21 protein-coding genes are annotated in these 19,882 nt (G+C 66.5%); 14 read left to right on the top strand and 7 right to left on the bottom strand.

Going from position 1 to position 19,882, the window contains the following annotated elements; all coding sequences use genetic code 11:
• Nucleotides 1–2: 2 nt before the first annotated feature.
• Both ABDB87_RS05815 and ABDB87_RS05810 read right to left on the bottom strand, forming a co-directional pair.
• On the bottom strand, nt 3–341 hold the full coding sequence (locus ABDB87_RS05815) for an ArsR/SmtB family transcription factor (RefSeq protein WP_345924998.1): 339 nt from the start codon (nt 339–341) through the stop codon (nt 3–5).
• Between the two features lie 95 nt (nt 342–436).
• Nucleotides 437–904, bottom strand: coding sequence for a hypothetical protein (locus ABDB87_RS05810; RefSeq protein ID WP_345924997.1), 468 nt, complete (start codon nt 902–904; stop codon nt 437–439).
• Between the two features lie 179 nt (nt 905–1,083).
• Here ABDB87_RS05810 and ruvA point away from each other — a divergent pair, with 179 nt between their 5' ends.
• Complete coding sequence (ruvA, locus tag ABDB87_RS05805; protein ID WP_345924996.1) at nt 1,084–1,671, top strand: Holliday junction branch migration protein RuvA; 588 nt, start codon at nt 1,084–1,086, stop codon at nt 1,669–1,671.
• Between the two features lie 8 nt (nt 1,672–1,679).
• Entirely contained in the window at nt 1,680–2,045 is a 366-nt protein-coding gene (locus ABDB87_RS05800) for a DUF3592 domain-containing protein (RefSeq protein WP_345924994.1), read from the top strand.
• On the opposite strand, the gene ydiK is transcribed toward ABDB87_RS05800, so the two are convergent.
• Both ydiK and ABDB87_RS05790 read right to left on the bottom strand, forming a co-directional pair.
• Nucleotides 2,046–3,167: an AI-2E family transporter YdiK gene (ydiK, locus tag ABDB87_RS05795; RefSeq protein ID WP_345924992.1), complete on the bottom strand. Its 1,122-nt coding sequence runs from the start codon at nt 3,165–3,167 to the stop codon at nt 2,046–2,048.
• Between the two features lie 89 nt (nt 3,168–3,256).
• Nucleotides 3,257–4,282, bottom strand: a complete 1,026-nt coding sequence (locus tag ABDB87_RS05790; RefSeq protein ID WP_345924990.1) for a hypothetical protein — start codon at nt 4,280–4,282, stop codon at nt 3,257–3,259.
• A 69-nt stretch (nt 4,283–4,351) separates the two neighbouring features.
• On the opposite strand from ABDB87_RS05790, the gene ruvB reads away from it, so the two are divergent.
• The 3 genes from ruvB (at nt 4,352) to ABDB87_RS05775 (ending at nt 6,840) form a co-directional block, all read left to right on the top strand.
• Nucleotides 4,352–5,407 carry a Holliday junction branch migration DNA helicase RuvB gene (gene ruvB, locus ABDB87_RS05785; protein WP_345924988.1) on the top strand — a complete coding sequence of 352 codons (1,056 nt, stop codon included), beginning with the start codon at nt 4,352–4,354 and terminating at the stop codon, nt 5,405–5,407.
• Nucleotides 5,404–6,045: a DUF502 domain-containing protein gene (locus ABDB87_RS05780; protein ID WP_345924986.1), complete on the top strand. Its 642-nt coding sequence runs from the start codon at nt 5,404–5,406 to the stop codon at nt 6,043–6,045. Before ruvB ends, ABDB87_RS05780 begins: the two co-directional genes overlap by 4 nt.
• Nucleotides 6,046–6,126: 81 nt before the next feature.
• On the top strand, nt 6,127–6,840 hold the full coding sequence (locus ABDB87_RS05775; RefSeq protein ID WP_345924984.1) for a UPF0149 family protein: 714 nt from the start codon (nt 6,127–6,129) through the stop codon (nt 6,838–6,840).
• A gap of 60 nt (nt 6,841–6,900) precedes the next feature.
• Here ABDB87_RS05775 and ABDB87_RS05770 read toward each other — a convergent pair whose 3' ends face one another.
• The 3 genes from ABDB87_RS05770 to aroE form a co-directional block, all read right to left on the bottom strand.
• A complete protein-coding gene (locus ABDB87_RS05770) occupies nt 6,901–7,134 on the bottom strand; it encodes a DUF2789 domain-containing protein (RefSeq protein WP_345924982.1) in 234 nt (77 codons plus the stop codon).
• A gap of 225 nt (nt 7,135–7,359) precedes the next feature.
• The gene (locus ABDB87_RS05765) at nt 7,360–8,130 is read right to left on the bottom strand and encodes a sulfite exporter TauE/SafE family protein (protein ID WP_345924981.1); all 771 of its coding nucleotides are present in this window, start codon (nt 8,128–8,130) and stop codon (nt 7,360–7,362) included.
• Nucleotides 8,131–8,249: 119 nt separating this feature from the next.
• The gene (gene aroE / locus ABDB87_RS05760; protein WP_345924978.1) at nt 8,250–9,068 is read right to left on the bottom strand and encodes a shikimate dehydrogenase; all 819 of its coding nucleotides are present in this window, start codon (nt 9,066–9,068) and stop codon (nt 8,250–8,252) included.
• Between the two features lie 135 nt (nt 9,069–9,203).
• On the opposite strand from aroE, the gene ABDB87_RS05755 reads away from it, so the two are divergent.
• From ABDB87_RS05755 to garD, 9 genes are all read left to right on the top strand, one after another.
• The gene (locus ABDB87_RS05755; protein WP_345924976.1) at nt 9,204–10,094 is read left to right on the top strand and encodes a LysR substrate-binding domain-containing protein; all 891 of its coding nucleotides are present in this window, start codon (nt 9,204–9,206) and stop codon (nt 10,092–10,094) included.
• 191 nt (nt 10,095–10,285) lie between these two features.
• Entirely contained in the window at nt 10,286–11,173 is an 888-nt protein-coding gene (locus tag ABDB87_RS05750; RefSeq protein ID WP_345924973.1) for a LysR substrate-binding domain-containing protein, read from the top strand.
• A gap of 234 nt (nt 11,174–11,407) precedes the next feature.
• On the top strand, nt 11,408–12,817 hold the full coding sequence (locus ABDB87_RS05745) for an MFS transporter (protein ID WP_345924971.1): 1,410 nt from the start codon (nt 11,408–11,410) through the stop codon (nt 12,815–12,817).
• Between the two features lie 55 nt (nt 12,818–12,872).
• Complete coding sequence (gene gudD, locus ABDB87_RS05740; RefSeq protein ID WP_345924970.1) at nt 12,873–14,213, top strand: glucarate dehydratase; 1,341 nt, start codon at nt 12,873–12,875, stop codon at nt 14,211–14,213.
• Between the two features lie 15 nt (nt 14,214–14,228).
• On the top strand, nt 14,229–15,005 hold the full coding sequence (gene garL, locus ABDB87_RS05735) for a 2-dehydro-3-deoxyglucarate aldolase (RefSeq protein WP_345924968.1): 777 nt from the start codon (nt 14,229–14,231) through the stop codon (nt 15,003–15,005).
• 184 nt (nt 15,006–15,189) lie between these two features.
• Entirely contained in the window at nt 15,190–16,080 is an 891-nt protein-coding gene (gene glxR, locus ABDB87_RS05730; protein WP_345924966.1) for a 2-hydroxy-3-oxopropionate reductase, read from the top strand.
• Between the two features lie 10 nt (nt 16,081–16,090).
• Nucleotides 16,091–17,368 carry a glycerate kinase type-2 family protein gene (locus tag ABDB87_RS05725; RefSeq protein ID WP_345924964.1) on the top strand — a complete coding sequence of 426 codons (1,278 nt, stop codon included), beginning with the start codon at nt 16,091–16,093 and terminating at the stop codon, nt 17,366–17,368.
• Nucleotides 17,365–18,195 (top strand): aldo/keto reductase, encoded by an 831-nt coding sequence (locus tag ABDB87_RS05720; RefSeq protein ID WP_345924962.1) that lies wholly within the window; start codon nt 17,365–17,367, stop codon nt 18,193–18,195. Before ABDB87_RS05725 ends, ABDB87_RS05720 begins: the two co-directional genes overlap by 4 nt.
• Nucleotides 18,196–18,266: 71 nt before the next feature.
• Complete coding sequence (gene garD / locus ABDB87_RS05715) at nt 18,267–19,847, top strand: galactarate dehydratase (protein ID WP_345924960.1); 1,581 nt, start codon at nt 18,267–18,269, stop codon at nt 19,845–19,847.
• The last annotated feature ends 35 nt before the right edge of the window (nt 19,848–19,882 follow it).

Below are 19,882 nucleotides of genomic sequence, written 5' to 3'. Positions count from 1 at the left end.
TTTCAGGTCTTGCCGGGCTGTGACTGCAGCGCGCGAAGGTAGTCTTCGAGCCGGTCCAGACGCAGCTCCCAGAAGCGGCGGTATTCCTCGATCCAGCCTGCCGCTTCCTGCAGCGGGGCCGTCTCCAGCCGGCATGGACGCCATTGCGCCTGCCGCCCCTGGCAGACAAGACCTGCGCGCTGCAGCACCTTCAGATGCTTGGTCACGGCCGGCAGGCTCATCTCGAAAGGCGCGGCGAGCTCGCTGACCGTGGTTTCGCCCTGGGCGAGACGGGCCAGAATGGCACGGCGGGTCGGGTCGGCGAGGGCGGAGAACGTGGCGCTGAGGGGATCGGACTGCATCGGGTTCGAGTGTTTATTTAACCTTATGGTTAAGTTAGTCGTGCGCTGGGGTGGCGTCAAGCTCCTTCATGCAGGGAAGGGGCGGCTTCTGGAGATCAGTTCCCGAGGCGCAGGGTCAGGAAGCTCTGGATGATGCGGGCCATGTCGAGGTAGCGGGTGAAGCCGTTGACGGCCTTGGCGACCTCCGGCTCGGCGAAGGTTTTGCGCGCCGAGGCCTGGCCGAAGATCTCGACCGCCTGCTTGAGGCCGCGCGGGCCTTCCTGGCTGAGCATCTGCTGGGCCTGGCTGCGGCAGGCTTCAGTCACCATGCGTTCGAGCAGCTTGGCCATGGCGCGGTCGGTTTCCTGCTGGGCCGCCGGTGCGATGGTGGCGAGGTCACGCACTTCCGGCTGCTGCGCCAGCACGATGAAGAGCCAGCGCGAAATGGTGGTCTTCTCTTCCGCGCTGGTCGAATCAACGAAGCACTGGCCCAGTGCCTCGGCCTGGGGACCGGCTGCGGCGGGCAAGGCATGCAGGCCGAGACTCAGAAGGGCGGCGGGCAACAGGAGGCGGGCAGGCTTCATGCGTAAATCCTTTCGGTGATGCAGGTGACGATGCCCGGCGAGGGCAGGCGGATCACCTTGCCAGAGCATGTGAGCCAGGGCAAGCCCGGGTCCGGTCGTCAGCGCCTGGCCGCGGGCAGGCGGGAAGTGCTGCGGCTTTGTTATCCTGCCGGGACACGAACACCCGCACGGAACTCAACATGATCGGCCGCCTGACCGGAACCCTGCTTGAAAAGAACCCGCCCCAGATCCTGCTCGACGTGAATGGCGTCGGCTACGAGGTCGAGGTGCCGATGAGCACGTTCTACAACCTGCCCAATCTCGGCGAGCGGGTGGTACTGGTGACGCACATGGCGGTGCGCGAGGATGGTCACTTTCTCTATGGCTTCGGCGGTGAGGACGAACGCGCCACCTTCCGTCAGCTGCTGAAGATTTCCGGCATCGGCGCACGCACCGCGCTGGCGGTGCTCTCCGGCATGTCGGTGGCGGATCTGGCGAGTGCGGTCGCGCTGCAGGAGTCGGGCCGGCTGGTGAAGGTGCCCGGCATCGGCAAGAAGACGGCCGAGCGTCTGCTGCTGGAGCTCAAGGACAAGCTCGCCAAGGCGCTGCCGGGCGTGTCCGGTACCAGTGTGTCGCCGCAGTACGCGGCGCAGAGCGACATCGTCAACGCCCTGCTGGCGCTGGGTTACAACGACAAGGAAGCGAACGCCGCCCTCAAGCAGCTGCCGGCCGACATCGGCGTGTCGGAAGGCATCCGTGCCGCGCTGAAGCTGCTCTCCAAGGCATGAGGCCCACGATGATCAGCCTGCTTGCGGTGCTGGTCCTCGGGCTGATCGCGGGCGGGGTCTGGCATGTCTGGAGCCGCCAGCAGGCCAGCCGGAGCTGGCCGGCGGTGGAGGGCGAGATCGTGTCGGCCCGCATTGTCGAGAGTGATGACGGCAGCAACAACGGCGAAGGCAGCCGGCGCTTCACGGTGGAGGTGGGCTACACCTACACGGTGGCCGGGCAGAGCTATCGCGGCACGCGCATCCGCTACGCCCATCAGGGGCACCGCGAGCGCAGCAAGGCGGAAGCCGAGCTCGCGGGTTATGCGCCCGGCCGCCGGGTGAAGGTCTTTCATGACCCGGCGGATCCGGCGCAGAGCGTACTGGTGCAGGGCTGATCAGGCGGGCGGCGTTTCTTCCGGAATCGGCGCGTAGCCCTCGGGCGGCAGCGCGCCCGGCTCGGGCTCGTCGCTTTCGCTCATCCACCAGTTCGTCAGCGTATAGCTCAGGGCCAGCAGCAGCGGGCCGAGAAAGATGCCGACCAGGCCCATGCTGATGATGCCGCCGATGACGCCGGCAAAAATCAGCAGCAGCGGCAGGTCTGCGCCGCGCTGGATCAGCCAGGGCCGCAGGAAGTTGTCCAGATTCACCACCACGATCATCCAGATCAGCAGGAACACCGCCCAGCCGGTCTGGTCGTTCCAGTAGAGCCAGATCACCGCCGGCAGCAGCACCGGCACCGCACCGAGCTGGGCAATGCAGAGCATGAACATCAGTGCGGTGAGCAGGGTGGCAAACGGAATCCCGGCCGCGAACAAGCCCAGCCCGCCCAGCACGGCCTGCAGCAGCGCGGTGACGCCCACTCCGAGTGCCACGCCGCGGATCGCGCCGGCGGCGAGCAGCACCATTTCCTCGCCGCGGCGGCCGCCGAGCTTGCGCATGAAGCGGCGCAGCGTGGCGGCGGCGGTTTCGCCCTGGTAGTAGAAGATGGCGGAGATGCTGACGGCCAGCAGGATCTGGACCAGCAGCATGCCCAGCCCGCCGATGCGGTCGGCAAACCAGCGGCTCAGGCTGCCGGCGTAGGGCGCGGCCTTGGCGGTGAGCCCCTGCACGCCGAGCGCGGCGCCCTGCGTCCAGAGCTCGCCCAGACGCTTGCCCAGCCAGGGCACCGAAGTGAGCCATTGCGGTGGCGTGGGGGCGACGAAGTCCTTCAGCGACGCGGCCAGCGCGGCAATGTCAGCGGCATGATCGACGAGGGTGAAGATCGCCAGCGTGAAGGGCAGGAAGATCATCAGCAGCAGGCCGGTGATCAGCGTCAGGATGGCGAGGCTGCGATAGCCGCGGAAGAAACGCTCGAGCCGGATCATCAGCGGCCAGGAGGCCACGGTGATCATCGTGGCCCAGGTGATGCCCAGCAGGAAGGGCGAGAGCACCCACAGCGAGGCCAGCAGCAGCATGCTCGTCAGCGCGATGGTGATCAGCGTCCGCGTCAGGTTGAAAGAGGCGTGGGGCTCGGGCATGACGGGATCCGGAATGAGTGCGGTGGGCACATCATAAGGGATTCCCGCCATCCGGCCCCGCCGCCCGCCGCAAGGGCGGTGCGGCCGCTTCAGAGCCAGCGTTCGGCGTTTTCCAGGGTGAGCTTACGGCCCTCGCCGATCAGGCCGCGATCGACCACCAGTGGCACGAAGGCGCGGGTCACCGGGCGCTGCCGCATGAAGGTCACGACGCCGAACTCCACCGCTTCGCCGGTTTCGGCATCGACCACCGCGTTCATGCTGTCGAGATGCAGGCAGCGCTTGTCGACGCTGACATAGTTCATCGGCTCGGCCAGCACTTCGGCGAGGTAGTCGAGCTGACGGTCGAGGCTTTCGCTGGGGCTGCCGAGTGCGGCCAGGCGGGTTTCGTTTTCCTCCAGCCGACGCAGCAGGCGCTGCGACTCTTCCGGGCTCAGTGCGGCACCGGCTTCGCCAAGGAAGGATTCCGCGCCCATGCCGCGCTGATTGAAGGTGTTGAGGCGGGCGCCGAGCAGCTGCCGGTCTTCCTCCAGCTCACGGCGCGCGTCGGTTTCGGCCTGCATGCGCTCGAGCGAGATCAGGGCCAGCTCGTCGAAGAGCCGGCGCGAGAAGGCGCGGGCCAGATCGTCCTCGCTGCGGGCGAAGAGTCGCATCCGGTAATGGCTGAAGCTGAGCGCGGTGCGGGCGACGTCGCGAACCACCATCTGGCCCTGCAGGCCGGTGCCGAAGCGCTGCTGCTCTTCGAAGTCCATACCGAGGATGGTGTAGATCGGATCCATCGCCGGCGCGCTCGCGGCGTAGTCGCGCAGCATGTCGCAGCGCTGGAAGGTGCGGACCAGATCGGCGGACTGCCCGAACATCGCGCGCAGCGTCGGATCGATCGACCAGGACATGCTGTTTGCATGGCGCGTGGCCGGCATCAGGCCGCGCTGATCGTGCAGATATTCGAGGGTGCGGGTGACCGGGCCGGCCAGGCGCGGCCGGTAGTGATTGACGAGCGTCAGGCGGGCGTCGGTGACCTTCACGACATAGTCGATCGCTTCGTCGATGGCCGCCTGCGAGATCCGTGTCTCGTCGAGTTTCGGCGTACTGCTGCGGAACCAGTCAAGCAAACCCATGCTGACAATCCTGTTTTCTTGGCTGACCAAGGGTACGCCATTCATACGGGCTGTGCTATGTTCCAGCGCATGATCCAGACAGACCAGCTCAACGCGCCACGCATCGTGTCCGCGGCCGCTACCACGCCGCAGGAAGACGTCATCGAGCGTGCGCTGCGGCCCAAGCGGCTGGCCGAATACGTGGGCCAGAAGAAGATCCGCGAACAGCTCGAGATCTTCATCCACGCTGCGAAAAACCGTGGCGAAGCACTCGACCATGTGCTGCTCTTCGGTCCGCCGGGGCTGGGCAAGACCACGCTGGCGCACATCGTGGCCGCCGAGATGGGCGTGAATCTGCGCCAGACTTCCGGCCCGGTGCTGGAGCGCGCCGGTGATCTGGCAGCTCTCCTGACCAACCTCGAACCGCACGATGTGCTGTTCATCGACGAGATTCACCGCCTCTCGCCGGTCGTTGAAGAAATCCTCTACCCGGCGCTGGAGGATTACCAGATCGACATCATGATCGGCGAAGGCCCGGCCGCGCGCTCGGTGAAGCTCGACCTGCCGCCTTTCACGCTGGTGGGCGCCACCACTCGCGCCGGCATGCTCACCAATCCGCTGCGCGACCGCTTCGGCATCAACGCGCGCCTGGAGTTCTACACGCCGGAAGAACTGGGCTTCATCGTCAGCCGCTCGGCCGGTCTGCTGGGCGTGGCCATCGACGACGAAGGTGCGCTGGAAATCGCGCGCCGCTCGCGCGGCACGCCCCGGATTGCCAACCGCCTGCTGCGCCGCTGCCGTGACTATGCCGAGGTGCGCGCCGATGGCCGCATCAGCAAGGCAGTGGCCGATGCGGCGCTGTCGATGCTTGATGTGGATCATCTGGGCCTCGACCTGATGGACCGCAAGATGCTCGGCGCGATGCTGGAGAAATTCGCCGGCGGCCCGGTCGGCCTCGAAAACCTCGCCGCGGCAATTGGCGAAGCGCCCGACACCATCGAAGACGTGCTGGAGCCTTACCTGATCCAGCAAGGCTACCTGCAGCGCACGCCGCGCGGCCGGGTTGCCACGCCGGCGATCTGGCGCCATTTCGGACTGGTCCAGCCGCGCAGCGGCGCGCCGGATCTTTTCGAGGGCGGAGAATGAAACAGTTCTTCAAGGCGCCCTTCAACACCTTTCTGGCCGGGCTGCTGGCTTCGCTGCCCCTGATCCTGACCTTCATCCTGCTCGGCTGGGTGGCCGGCATCGTGCGCCAGTTCCTCGGCCCGGACAGCCTGCTTGGCCGGCTGCTCGCCGCGATCGGCCTGCAGCTCGTGGAAGACGAATGGAAGGCCTACATCCTCGGCGCACTCTTGCTGGGCGCGGCGGTGTTCCTGCTGGGCCTGGTCGTGCAGACCGGGCTGCGCCGCTATGTGAAGGCCGCGGCCGACCGCACCATCAAGCGCCTGCCCCTGATCGGCACCCTGTATGACGCGACCGACCGCTTCGTCGGCCTGTTCGACCGCAGCCAGAAGGCCGACATGACCGCGATGAGTCCGGTCTGGTGCCATTTCGGCGGCGAGGGCGGAGTGGCCGTGCTGGCGCTGATGCCGAACCCCGAAATCATCGAACTCGGCGGCCGGGCCTACCGCACGGTGCTGGTGCCGACCGCGCCGATTCCGGTGGGTGGCGGCCTGCTGTATGTTCCGACGGAATGGGTCAAACCGGCCGACATCGGGGTGGAGCAGCTCTCCAGCATCTATCTTTCAATGGGCATTACGCCACCCCTGCGACAGAACACCTGAGCGGGGCACCGTTTTTCCTAGGTCGGGCCGGCCTTTCGCGCGACAATGGCCCGGATCCATTCAGTCAGGACACGTCTATCCATGAAGCCCGATCTTCACACTCCGCTTTCCGATGCCGACTTCGAGGAGCTTGACGAGCTGCTCGAGCGTTATCCCGGTTCCTGCGCCATCGAGGAGCTCGATGGCCTTTTCTGCGCGCTGATCACCGGCCCGGAAACCATCCTGCCGGCCGAATGGCTGCCGGTCGTGCTGGGCGAGGAAGAGGAAGAAGACATCAGCGAGGAAGACACGCGTCGCGTCTTCGAGCTGCTCCTGCGGCACTGGAATACCGTGGAGTCGGGCTTCCGCGAGGACTGGTCCGGGCTCTCGGCCGAGGAAGGCTCCGAGCTGATGTACTTCCCCTATCTCGACGATCCGGGCGAGAGCGGCTGCCCCTTGGCCGAAGGCTGGGCGCGCGGCTTCCGGGACGGCCTCGACTGGCTCGAAGACCAGTACTGGGATGCGCTGGAGCAGGACGAGGAATGCGTTGCCGTGCTCAACCTGATCGCGGCCTTCGACACCGGCGAGAAGTCACCGGGCAATCCGCTCACCGAAAAGGAGCGGGACGAAGTCATCAGCCTGCTGGTGGCCGGCCTGCAGTACATCTATGTGTTCTGGCGCCGCTACCTGCGGGTCACCACTGCGCCGCGCGAGCCGGCGCGCGCCGAAGACGTGCCCGGCCGCAACGAGGAATGCCCCTGCGGCAGCGGCAAGAAATACAAGAAGTGCTGCGGCGCGCCCGACAAGCTGCACTGAGCCCGCATCAGGATGAACGCGAAACGCCGGCGCAAGCCGGCGTTTCCGTTTCCGCGTGGCTCAGCCGCGCAGGCTCAGATTGAGCTGATCGATGACCACTGCCCAGTCCGCATCCTGCTTGAACGCCTCGCGCAGGAAGGCCGCCTGGGAGGCGGTCCAGAAGGGCGCATCGAAGAGTGCGAGCTCTTCGGCCAGCGGGGAATACTGTCGGATGAAGGCCTGCACGCTGGCTTCATCGCTCGCCAGCCCCAGCTGTTCAAACAACGCATGCATCGTGTGTTCGCCGGTATCCATCGGTTCCTCCTTTTGCCGGGACCGTCTGAATCATGGCAGGCGCCGGGCCGGCTGTCTGTCAGCCGAGGCCGCATAATTTTTGGTGCTGGGTGCTGGGTGCTGGGTGCTGGGTGCTGGGTGCTGGGGACTGCTGTTGCGGGATCATTTCTGCCGACTCCCGACTCCCGACTCCCGACTCCCGACTCCCGACTCCCGACTCCCGACTCCCGACTCCCGACTCCCGATTCATAACCAGACGCGGACCGTCTCCCAGCTCAGCTTGGCCAGCAGCAGGATGGCGAGCGTGAGGAAGAGCCTGCGGATCCAGTGATTGCCGCCCTTCATGGCCAGATGCGAGCCGGCGATGGAGCCGGCGATGGCCGCGGCGCCCAGTGGCACGGCGAGGCTGTAGTTGACCATGCCGGCCGGGATCAGGAAGACCAGCGTGGCTGCGTTCGTGCCGCAATTGACCACCTTGGCGCAGGCCGTCGCGCGCAGGAAGTCGAAATGGAAGAAGCGTACGAACAGGAAGAGCAGGAAGCTGCCGGTGCCGGGGCCGATGAAGCCGTCATAGAAACCCAGCGCCAGGCCGAGCGCGGCGCCCTTGGCGAGATCCTGCCGGGTCGGCGCGCGGCTGGTGTCCTGATGGCCGAACTGCGGTTTGAACCAGGTGTAGGCCAGCATCACCGCGAGCACGACGATCACGATCGGCCGCATCCAGTGGCTGGGCATCAGGTCGAGCATGCGCACGCCGAGATAGGCGCCGGCAAAGGCCGTCAGCGCGGTCGGCAGGATCAGGCGCCAGGGCAGATCCATCTTCGCCGCATACTGGCGGATCGACACCGCATGCCCCATCACCGAGGAAAACTTGTCCACCCCCATGATCTGCGCCGGCGTGTAGCTGGTCAGCACGCCATACAGCGCCGGCACGCCGATCAGGCCGCCACCGCCCACGGCGGCATTGATCGCGCCAGCGATGAAGGAAATCGGCAGAAGGAGGAGGAGTTCGTGAGTCACTGGTCTGGGGAGTGGGGAGTGGGGAGTGGGGAGTGGGGAGTGGGGAGTGGGGAGTGGGGTGTGAGTGCCGGACCATCTGGTCCTCGGCACTCAGCACCCGGCACGCCGGCGAAGCCGGTTCAGCGCAGTGCGGCGATGACCGGGGCGGTGTCGGGGCGCTTGCCGCGCCAGAGGAAGAAGCATTCCGCGCCCTGTTCCACCACCATGCCGAGGCCGTCGCTGGCCTGGCCCACGCCGGCCGCACGCGCGGCGCGCACGAAGGCGGTCGGCTCCTTGCGGTAGGCCATGTCATAGGCGAGCGAATCCTTGTCCCATATGCCGGCGGGCAGCGGCGGCACTTCGTCGCTCATGCTGGAGGCGGAGCCGTTGATGATCACGTCGAAGCGGCCGGCGATGTCGGCAAAGCCCCCGCCGGCCAGCCGGATGCCGCCCGCCTGGGCGCTGAACTCCGCGGCCAGATCCACGGCCTTGCTGGCGGTGCGGTTGGCGATGAAGATCTCGGCCGGCTGCTCGTCGAAGAGCGGCAGCAGCGTGCCGCGCACGGCGCCACCGGCGCCCAGCAGCAGTACGCGTGCGCCCTTGAGCGAGCGGCCGAGGTTGTGGGTGATGTCGCGCATGATGCCGAAGCCGTCGGTGTTGTCGCCGAGGATCGTGCCGTCGGCACGCAGCGTGAACATGTTGATTGCGCCGGCCGCCCGGCCGCGTGGCGTGAGCTCGTCGGCCAGCTCGAAGGCGTCGAGCTTGAAGGGCATGGTGATGTTCATGCCCAGCCCACCGCTGCGCTGGAATTCGCGCACCGCTTCGGCAAAGCGACCCGGCTCGCCGAGGATCGCGCCATAGCTCATGTCCTCGCCGAACTGTTGCGCAAAGGCGGTTTGCAGGGCGGGCGATTTGGCCTGGGCCACGGGATTGCCGATGATGGCGTAGCGATCGGTCATGGGAAGCTCCGGAAACGGTGACTGGGCAGGCCGCACATTCCGGCGGCATGCCGGAGAAGAACCCGGGATCTTAGGAGGCAGGAAACAGGCTGTCCAATATATATTTCCGCATCAACTGATCTGCTGGAGATATGAATGGAGCTGCGCCATCTGCGTTACTTCGTGGCCGTGGCCGAGGAGCTGCACTTCACGCGGGCGGCGGCCCGGCTGCACATCGGACAGCCGCCGCTCTCGCAGCAGATCCAGGCGCTCGAAGCCGAGCTGGGCGTGCAGCTCTTCCGCCGCACCCGGCGCACGGTGCAGCTCACCGAGGCCGGTCAGCACCTGCTCGGGCGGGCGCGCGAGATCCTGGCCGCCAGCGGCGGCGTGCCGGCCGAGCTGCAGCGCATCGCGCGGGGCGAGGTGGGCGAGCTGCGCATCGGTTTCACCTCCAGCGGAGTGTTGATCGGCGAGCTTTCCCGGGCGCTCAAGCGTTACCGGGAGGCCTTTCCGGCGGTGGTGATGCGGCTGCGCGAGATGTACACCTACGGCCAGTTCGCGGCGCTGCGGGCGGGCGAGCTGGACATCGGTTTCGTGCGCTACAACGAGGCCGAGGCACCGCCCGGCCTGGTAGTGCGGCCGTTGCAGCGGGACCGCTTGTGCCTCATCGTGCCGCAGGAGCATCGCCTGGCCGGGCGCAGCGAGGTGTCGATCGCCGAGGTGCGGGACGAGGCCTTCATCGGTTATCCCGCCGGGCTCGGGGCGACGCTGGTGGGCTATCTGGAAGACCTCTGTCTGTGTGCCGGTTTCCGTCCGCATGTCACCCAGGAAGCGCGCGAGGCGCTGACGCAGATCGGGCTGGTGGCGGCCGGCATGGGCGTGGCGGTGCTGGCCGCGCCGATGGCGACGCTCAGCGTCGGCGGCGTGCGCTTCATTCCGCTGGCGGACGAGGGCGCGGAACTCGTGCTGGCGCTGGCCTTGCGAAGCGAGGAGAACTCGCCGCGGGTGCAGGCCTTCATCGAGGCGCTGGCCTCGGCACAGGCCTGAGCGGCGGGGGTCTGCCCCGCGATTCGCGCGCACCCCGAACCCTGCCGCGGCCGGGCCGGTCCAAGCGCAACGGGGTGCAGAGGCCCGCGCGCAGGGAAATCCGGCATGGTCAGGGCAGGGCGAACTTGTCATGATCATCGACCGCATCCGCGCGTGAGCGTCGCGCCGGAGTGAATGCGCCGGAGATTACGATGTTCGAGTTGAGCCAGATCCGCTGTTTCGTTGCTGTGGCCGAAGAGCTGCATTTCAGCCGTGCCGCCGAACGCCTGAACATGACCCAGCCCCCGCTGAGCCGCCAGATCCGCCTGCTCGAGCATGCCGTGGGCACGCAGCTGCTCGAGCGCAGCAATCGCTCGGTGCGCCTCACTGCGGCAGGCAAGGCCTTCTTTCCGGAAGCCTCGCGCATCCTGCGCATGGCCGAAGAGGCTGCCACCATGGCGCGACGGGTGGCCAAGGGTGAAGCCGGTTCGCTTTCCATCGGTTTCACCGCGGCTTTCGGCTACCACCTGCTGCCGCAACTGGTGCGCAGGCTCAAGGCGCGTGCGCCGGGCGTGTCCCTCACCCTCAAGGAAATGGTCAGCACTGCACAGCTCGAAGCCCTCAGTGGCGGCCAGCTGGATGTGGGCCTGCTGCGCCCGCACCCCGGTCATGGCGATCTCGAATCGCGCGCGATGGGCGGGGAGACCCTGCTGCTGGCAGTGCCCGAGCAGGATGCCGCGCTGTGGCCGGAAGAGGTCGCGCTGACCCAGCTGCAGGGGCGCAACTTCCTGATGTATTCGCCCTACGAGGCACGTTACTTCCACCAGCTGCTGCTGGGGTGTTTCGACCGTGCCGGCGTGGCGCCGCGGGTGGTCGAGCATGTCGGCCAGATCCACACCATGCTCGCGCTGGTGGCTTCCGGCCTGGGCGTGGCGCTGATTCCCGAATCCGCCAGCCGCCTGCATCTGGAAGGCATCACGCTGCGTACGGTGCCGGAGCTGGGACCCATCGTCGGGCGAGTCGTCTCGTTCCGGCGCGACAACGACAACCCGATGCTCTCGCTCTTCCGGCGCGAGATTCTTGCGCCCCTGATGCGCTGAGGGCCGGGCAAGCGGGTGACGCGGCCAGTCTGACCGGCTCTTGCCGGCGGGGCTGCGTGGCCAGTGCGCGGCGCTTTGCGAAGGCATTCCGGGTTAACCCTGTCCGCAATACAGTTTTTGAATCAATCGAGACATTCATTGGTTTGATGGACGCATAAGCAATACTCACAATTCTCCTCATCACAACGACAAGCGCGGTCTCACTGGCCGCACCTACAAGTCAGGAGGAGCACCATGAATCAACCTCAAACCGGGGCCGCCATTGCGCCAGACGCAGCCGGCGCCCCAGTCAAGGCCGATACGGCCAGGCCCGCCAAGGTCCAGCTGGATTCCCGCGCACGCTGGGGCATCCTCGCGATGCTTTTCATCGTGACCACCATCAATTACGCCGACCGCGCCACGATCTCGATCGCCGGCCCGGAAATCCGGCGCGTGTTCGATCTCACGCCGGTCGAGATGGGCTACATCTTCTCGGCCTTCGGCTGGTCCTATGTGCTGGCACAGCTGCCCGGCGGCTGGCTGCTGGACCGCTTCGGTTCCAAGGTCACCTATTTCTTCAGCATCTTCCTGTGGTCGCTGTTCACGCTGATGCAGGGCGCGATCGGTTTCTTTGCGGGCGGGGCCGCGGTTGCGGCGCTGATCTGTCTGCGCCTGCTGGTCGGTGCGGCCGAAGCACCGTCCTTCCCCGGCAACAGCCGCATCACCTCGGCCTGGTTCCCCACGCATGAGCGCGGGCTGGCGGCAGCCATCTTCAACTCCGCCCAGTATTTTGCGACCGTGCTCTTCGCGCCGATCATGGGCTGGATGGTCCATGAGCATGGCTGGGAGAGCGTGTTCTTCGTGATGGGCGGCCTGGGTATTCTGGTCGCTGCGCTGTGGCTCAAGGTGATCCACAGCCCCAAGGCTCACCCCTCCATCAGCAAGAGCGAGCTCAGCTACATCGAGGAAGGCGGCGGCCTGGTGCATCTGGATGCCGGCCAGGGCGCCGCCAAGAAGGCCGCGCAGGTCGATACCTGGGCCTGCATCAAGGAGCTGCTCTCCAGCCGCATGCTGCTGGGTGTGTATATCGGGCAGTACTGCATCACCACGCTGACCTACTTCTTCCTGACCTGGTTCCCGGTGTATCTGGTCACCGAACGCCACATGACCATCCTGAAGGCCGGCTTCGTGGCCTCGCTGCCCGCCGTGGCCGGTTTCCTCGGTGGCGTGTTCGGCGGCTGGCTGTCTGACCGCCTGACCCGCCGCGGCTGCTCGCTGTCGGTGGCCCGCAAGACGCCGATCGTGTTCGGCATGCTGATGTCGATGAGCATGATCGCCTGCAACTACATCTCGACCGATGCGCTTGTCATCGCGATCATGTCGCTGGCCTTCTTCGGCAAGGGCGTGGGCGCACTCGGCTGGGCCGTGGTGGCAGATACCTCGCCGAAGGAAGCCGGCGGTCTCTCCGGCAGCCTCTTCAACACCTTCGGCAATACCGCCGGCATCACGACGCCGATCGTCATCGGCTACATCGTGCAGGCCACCGGTTCCTTCGCCGGCGCCCTGGTCTATGTCGCCGCCTGCGCTGCACTCGCCATCGCCTGCTACCTCTTCGTGGTCGGTGACATCAAGCGTGTGACGCTGACGAAATCGATCCGGAACTGAACACGCATTCCATCCCTCCCCCGAATCCCAGAACAGAACATCCAGGAGAACGAACATGAATACCAAGATCCCGAACGCCCCGGTCATCCGGGACATGAAGGTGATTCCGGTCGCCGGCCAGGACAGCATGCTGCTGAATCTCTCGGGCGCACACGGCCCGTGGTTCACCCGCAACATCGTCATCCTCACCGACAGCGCCGGCAACACCGGCCTGGGTGAAGTGCCCGGCGGCGAGAAAATCCGGCAAACCATCGAGGACGCCCGCGAGCTGATCATCGGCCGCTGTCTGGGCGACTGGAACGCGGTGCTCAACGCCATGCGCCGTGCATTTGCCGACCGCGATGCCGGCGGCCGCGGCCTGCAGACCTTCGACCTGCGTACCACCATCCATGCGGTGACCGCGGTGGAGTCCGCCTTCCTCGATCTGCTCGGCCAGTTCATGAACGTGCCGGTCGCGGCCCTGCTTGGCGAAGGCCAGCAGCGTGACGCGGTGCAGATGCTGGGCTACCTCTTCTATGTGGGCGACCGCAGGAAGACGACGCTGAACTATCGCGAAGAACCGGCTGCCGACAATGACTGGTTCCGCCTGCGCAACGAGGAAGCGCTCACGCCGGAAGCGGTGGTGCGGCTGGCCGAGGCCACTCACGAGCGCTACGGTTTTGCCGACTTCAAGCTCAAGGGCGGCGTGCTGGCGGGCGAGGTCGAGATGGAAGCCATCATCGCGCTGCACGAACGCTTCCCCGAAGCGCGCATCACGCTGGACCCGAACGGCGCCTGGTCGCTCGAGGAAGCCATCCGCCTGTGTCGCGACAAGCATGGCATTCTCGCCTATGCCGAAGACCCCTGCGGTGCCGAAGCCGGCTTCTCCGGCCGCGAAGTGATGGCCGAGTTCCGCCGCGCGACCGGCCTGCCGACCGCCACCAACATGATCGCCACCGACTGGCGCCAGATGGCCCATTCCTGCTCGCTGCAGTCGGTCGACATCCCGCTCGCCGACCCGCATTTCTGGACCATGCAGGGCTCGGTGCGCGTCGCCCAGTTGTGCGAGATGTTCGGCCTGACCTGGGGCTCGCACTCCAACAACCACTTCGACATCTCGCTGGCGATGTTCACCCATGTCGGCGCGGCCGCGCCCGGCAAGGTGACCGCCATCGACACGCACTGGATCTGGCAGGACGGCCAGCGCCTCACCAAGGATCCGCTGAAGATCCGTGGCGGTTTCATCCAGGTGCCGGAGAAGCCGGGCCTGGGCATCGAGATCGACATGGCCGAAGTGGAAAAGGCTCACCAGGCCTACAGGAACATGGGTCTGGGCGCACGGGACGACGCGGTCGCCATGCAGTTCCTGATTCCCGGCTGGACTTTCAACAACAAGCGCCCCTGCCTGGTGCGCTGAAAACAGGACGACGCCATGAGCAGCGAGATCTACACCCCCGTTCCCAACAGTTTCAAGCGCCGCCTGCACGCCGGCGAGCGCCTCATCGGCTGCTGGCAGCAGCTCACCAGCCCGTTCTCGGTCGAGATCATCGGTCTGGCCGGTTTCGACTGGCTGCTGATCGACGCCGAGCATGCGCCCAATGACATGCAGACCCTGGTCATGCAGCTCATGGCGCTCAAGGACAGCCCGAGCGCGCCGGTGGTGCGGCCGCAGTGGAATGATCCCGTCGTCATCAAGCGTCTGCTCGATGCCGGCTTCTACAACTTCCTCATTCCCTTCGTGGAAAACGCGCAGCAGGCCGCCGCTGCGGTGGCCGCCACCCGCTACCCGCCGGAAGGCATCCGTGGCGTGTCGGTTGCCACCCGCAGCAACCGCTACGGCACGGTGCCGGATTACCAGAAGGTGGTGAACCACAACATCGTGGTGGCGGTGCAGGTGGAAACCCGCTCGGCGGTGGCTGACATCGAGGCGATCTGCCAGGTGCCGGGCGTCGACGTGCTGTTCATCGGCCCCTCCGATCTGGCCGCCGGCTACGGCTATCTCGGCAATCCGCTGCATCCCGAGGTGCAGGAAGCCATCGCCACGGTGGTGGCGGCCGGCAAGAAGCATGGGGTGCCGGTGGGCATTCTCGCGCCGGTGGAGGCCGACGCGCGCCGCTACATTGAAATGGGCATCACCATGGTGGCCGTGGGCAGTGACATCGGTCTCCTGCGTTCGGGCAGCCAGGCGCTGCGCGACAAGTACCTCTGAACGGCCATCATGAACTTTCTGATCCACGCTCAGGCGCCCGTTCATGCTTCGACAAGCGCAGCACGAACGGGGTTTCAAGTTTGCGCTCACCCCAGAACCGTTCGCCCTGAGCCTGTCGAAGGGTGAAGCGGTTCCGGGTCAGGACCAAGGTTTTCGGATTCATTCACTTCAAGGAGATTCACACATGAGCAAACTCGGTTTCGTAGGTCTCGGCATCATGGGTACGCCGATGGCGGCCAACCTCATCAAGGGCGGTCATGAGCTGTCGCTGTTTACCATCGGCCCGGTTGCCCAGGCGCTGACGGATGCCGGCGGCAAGGTCTGTGCCAGCGGCAAGGAAGTCGCGCAGAATGCCGACATCATTTTCATCATGGTGCCGGACACCCCGCATGTGGCCGCCGCACTCTTCGACGAGAACGGCATTGCCGCAGGCCTGACCGCCGGCAAGATCGTGGTCGACATGAGCTCGATCTCGCCGATCGAAACCAAGGAGTTCGCCGCGAAGATCCGCGCGCTGGGCTGCGAGTATCTGGATGCGCCGGTCTCCGGTGGCCAGGTCGGCGCTGAAGCCGCCACGCTGTCGATCATGGTCGGCGGCGAGCAGGCCACGTTCGACAAGGTGCTGCCGCTGTTCCAGTTGATGGGCAAGAACATCACGCTCGTCGGTGGCAATGGCGACGGCCAGACCGCCAAGGTCGCGAACCAGATGATCGTCGCGATGAACATCCAGGCCGTCGGCGAAGCGCTGCTGTTCGCCTCCAAGGCCGGTGCCGATCCGGCGCGTGTGCGTCAGGCCCTGATGGGGGGCTTCGCTTCGTCGAAGATCCTTGAAGTGCATGGCGAACGCATGATCAAGCGCACCTTCAACCCGGGCTTCCGCATCGAGCTGCACCAGAAGGACCTGAACCTCGCGCTCACCTCCGCCCGCAAGCTCGGCGTGGCTCTGCCCAACACCGCCACCTGCCAGGAAATGTTCAACACCTGCGCGGCGCACGGCGGCGCGGCCTGGGATCACTCGGCCCTGGTGCGCGCGCTGGAGATCATGGCCAACTTCGAAGTCGGCCAGAAGGACTGAGGGCCGCGTCATGAAGCCAGACCTTTCTCCTCCCGACCTCCTGCGCAGGATGTTCGAAGCGGCGATTGCCGCCGCGCAGCCCACGCTGTGCATTCCGCCATTCCTGCCGGAAGCACCGCGCGGCCGGCTCATCGTGATCGGCGCCGGCAAGGCCTCCGCCGCGATGGCTGCCGCAGTGGAAGCGCACTGGCCGGGCCCGCTGGAAGGTCTGGTCGTCACCCGCTACGGCTATGCCGTGCCCTGCGAGCGCATCGAGATCGTCGAGGCCGCGCATCCGGTGCCGGATGCGGCCGGCCTGGCTGCGGCAGAGCGTATCCTGGCGCGGGTGAGCGGGCTCAGCAGCGATGACACTGTCCTGTGCCTGATTTCGGGCGGCGGCTCTTCGCTGCTGCCGCTGCCCTTGCCGGGCATCACGCTGGAAGACAAGCAGGCGATCAACCGCGCGCTGCTGAAGTCCGGTGCCACGATCAGCGAAATGAACTGCGTGCGCCGTCATCTCTCCGCGATCAAGGGCGGCCGGCTGGCTGCGGCCTGCCATCCGGCCCGGGTCGTGACCCTGCTGATTTCCGATGTGCCGGGCGACAATCCGATTGACATCGCTTCCGGCCCGACCTGCGCCGACATCACGACCTGCGAAGACGCGCTCGCCATCGTTCGCCGCTATGGCATCGAGCTGCCGGCACATGTGCGTGAGGTGCTGGAGCGGGGCACGGGCGAGTCGATCAAGCCTTCCGATCCGCGCCTGGAGGGCAACGAGATCCATCTCGTGGCCACCCCGCAGATGGCGCTGGAGGCCGCCGCCGCGGTGGCGCGCGAGGCGGGGGTCACGCCCTGGATTCTCGGTGACAGCATCGAGGGCGAGGCGCGGGATCTGGGCAAGGCCATGGCCGGCATCACCCGCCAGGTGGCGACGCGCGCCCAGCCCTTCAGCGGGCCCTGCGTGCTGCTCTCCGGCGGCGAAACCACGGTCACCGTGCGCGGCAACGGCCGCGGCGGACGCAATGTCGAGTTCCTGCTTGCGCTGGGTGTGGCGCTCGATGGTCTGCCCGGCGTGCATGCGCTGGCGGGCGACACCGATGGCGTCGACGGGCTGGAGGAAATCGCCGGCGCCCTGCTGCATCCCGACAGCCTGATGCGGGCCTGGGAGCAGGGCATGCGGCCGCGTGAGCATCTCGACAACAATGATGGCCACGGCTTCTTCGGCGCGCTGGGGGACGCCGTGGTGACCGGGCCGACGCTGACCAATGTGAATGACTTCCGCGCCATCCTGATCGGAGCGTCGTCATGAAAACCGTCAGCCTGCCCGGCGGCGAGCGCGTGCCTGCGCTGGGCATGGGCAGCTGGATGATGGGCGAGGTGGCGGCCAACCGGGCGAAGGAGCTCGCCGCGCTGCGCGCCGGGCTCGATGCCGGACTGAGCCTGATCGACACCGCCGAGATGTATGGCGACGGCGAAGCCGAGCGGCTGATCGGTGAAGCGATCGAGGGCCGCCGCGACGAGGTCTTCCTCGTCAGCAAGGTCTATCCCTTCAATGCAGGGCGTCGCGCCATGCTCAAGGCCTGCGAGCAAAGCCTGCAGCGGCTGGGCACTGACCGGCTCGATGCCTATCTGCTGCACTGGCCCGGCAGCGTGCCGCTCGATGAAACCCTGGAGGCCTTCGAGCGCCTGCAGCGCGACGGCAAGATCCGCTACTGGGGCGTGAGCAACTTCGATGCCGAGGGCATGGAAGAGGTGATCGCCGCAGGCAGCGGTCTGCCGGTCTGCAACCAGGTGCTCTACAACCTCGGCCGACGCGGCATCGAATGGGATCTGCAGCCCTGGCTGCGCGAGCAGGGCATTCCGCTGATGGCCTATTCGCCGCTGGAGCAGGCGCGCCTGCTGCGCCAGCGCGAACTGCTGGCGCTCGCGGCCTCGCTGGACGCCACACCGGCCCAGCTCGCACTCGCCTGGTTGCTGCGCCATGACGGATGCATCGTGATTCCGAAAGCTTCCAGCCCGGCGCGTGTCGAGGAGAATGCCGCCGCGCTGGCGCTGAAACTCGATGCCGCAACGCTGGAGCGCCTTGACCATATTTTTCCACCCCCGTCCGCGCCGACTCCGCTCGAGATGCTGTGAGCGACACGGACGGGACACACCGGATTTGAAGCCCCCGCACGGGGCAGATCGAATCGAGGAAGGAGACAGACATGAACAGTCCGCAAACCGAGAGGGCACCCCTCATCATCCGGATGCACCCGGATGACAATGTGGCGGTGATCGTGCGTGCCGGCGGCATGCCGGCCGGCACCGAAGTGGCACCCGGCGTGGTGCTGCGCGAGCATGTGCCGCAAGGCCACAAGGTCGCGCTGGAAGACATTCCCAAGGGCGGCGAAGTGCGCCGTTATGACGTGGTGATCGGCCGCGCGCTGGAAGACCTCGGCACCGGCCGCTGGGTGAACGAGAAGCTGCTGGCGATGCCGGAAGCCGTCGGGCTGTCCGGCCTGCCAATGGCCACCCGCCCGGCGCCTGTGCGTGAGCCCCTTGAAGGCCACACCTTCATGGGCTACCGTAATGCGGACGGCAGCGTCGGCACGCGCAACCTGCTCGCGATCACCACCACCGTGCAATGCGTGGCCGGTGTCGTCGAGCACGCCGCGCGCCGCATCCGCGAAGAACTGCTGCCGAAGTATCCGAACGTGGATGGCGTGGTGGCGCTGAACCACACCTATGGTTGCGGCGTGGCGATTGACGCGCCGACCGCGATCATTCCGATCCGCACCGTGCGCAACCTCTCGCTGAACCCCAACTTCGGCGGCGAGGTGATGGTGGTGAGCCTGGGCTGCGAGAAGCTGCAGCCCGAGCGTCTGGAGATTCCCGGCGCGATCCTGCTCAAGCAGGAAGACAGCGACACCACCGGGCTGGATGTGGTCTGCCTGCAGGACGAGCAGCACCTCGGCTTCAACGACATGATCGAATCCATCATGGCGCGCGCCGAGCGGCATCTGGCGCGGCTCAACGCCCGCCGCCGCGAGCCCTGTCCGGCCTCCAGCCTGGTCGTTGGCATGCAGTGCGGCGGCTCGGACGCCTTCTCCGGCATCACCGCCAACCCGACGCTGGGTTTTGCCGCCGACCTGCTGGTGCGGGCAGGCGCCACCGTGATGTTCTCCGAAAACACCGAGGTGCGCGATGGCGTGCGCCAGCTTACCGAGCGCGCCGCCACGCCCGAAGTCGCGCAGGACATCATCCGCGAGCTCGGCTGGTATGACGATTACCTGAAGCTCGGCCAGGTCGACCGCAGTGCCAACACCACGCCCGGCAACAAGAAGGGCGGGCTCTCGAACATCGTGGAAAAAGCGATGGGCTCGATCGTGAAATCCGGCTCCTCGGCCATTTCAGGCGTGCTCTCGCCGGGCGAGCGCCTGGCCGACCGTGGCATCACGAAGGGGCTGGTCTACACCGCCACGCCGGCGAGCGATTTCATCTGCGGCACGCTGCAGCTGGCGGCCGGCATGAACCTGCACATCTTCACCACCGGTCGCGGCACGCCTTACGGGCTCGCCGAATGCCCGGTGATCAAGGTCGCCACGCGGACCGATCTGGCCCGTCGCTGGCATGACCTGATGGATGTGAATGCCGGCCGGATTGCGGATGGCGAAGCCACCATCGAGACCCTGGGCTGGGAGGTCTTCCACCTGATGCTGGATGTGGCGAGTGGCCGCGAGACCTGTGCCGAGAAGCTCAAGCTCTACAACGCGCTGACGCTCTTCAACCCGGCGCCGGTGACCTGAGCGCGCAGCGCTCCGCCATGAAAAATGCCGTCAGC

This window comes from Uliginosibacterium paludis, from assembly GCF_039631355.1.
GTDB lineage: Bacteria > Pseudomonadota > Gammaproteobacteria > Burkholderiales > Rhodocyclaceae > Uliginosibacterium > Uliginosibacterium paludis.
Note: the sequence above shows the minus strand (reverse complement) of the source record. Positions and strands in the feature narration are given on the sequence as shown.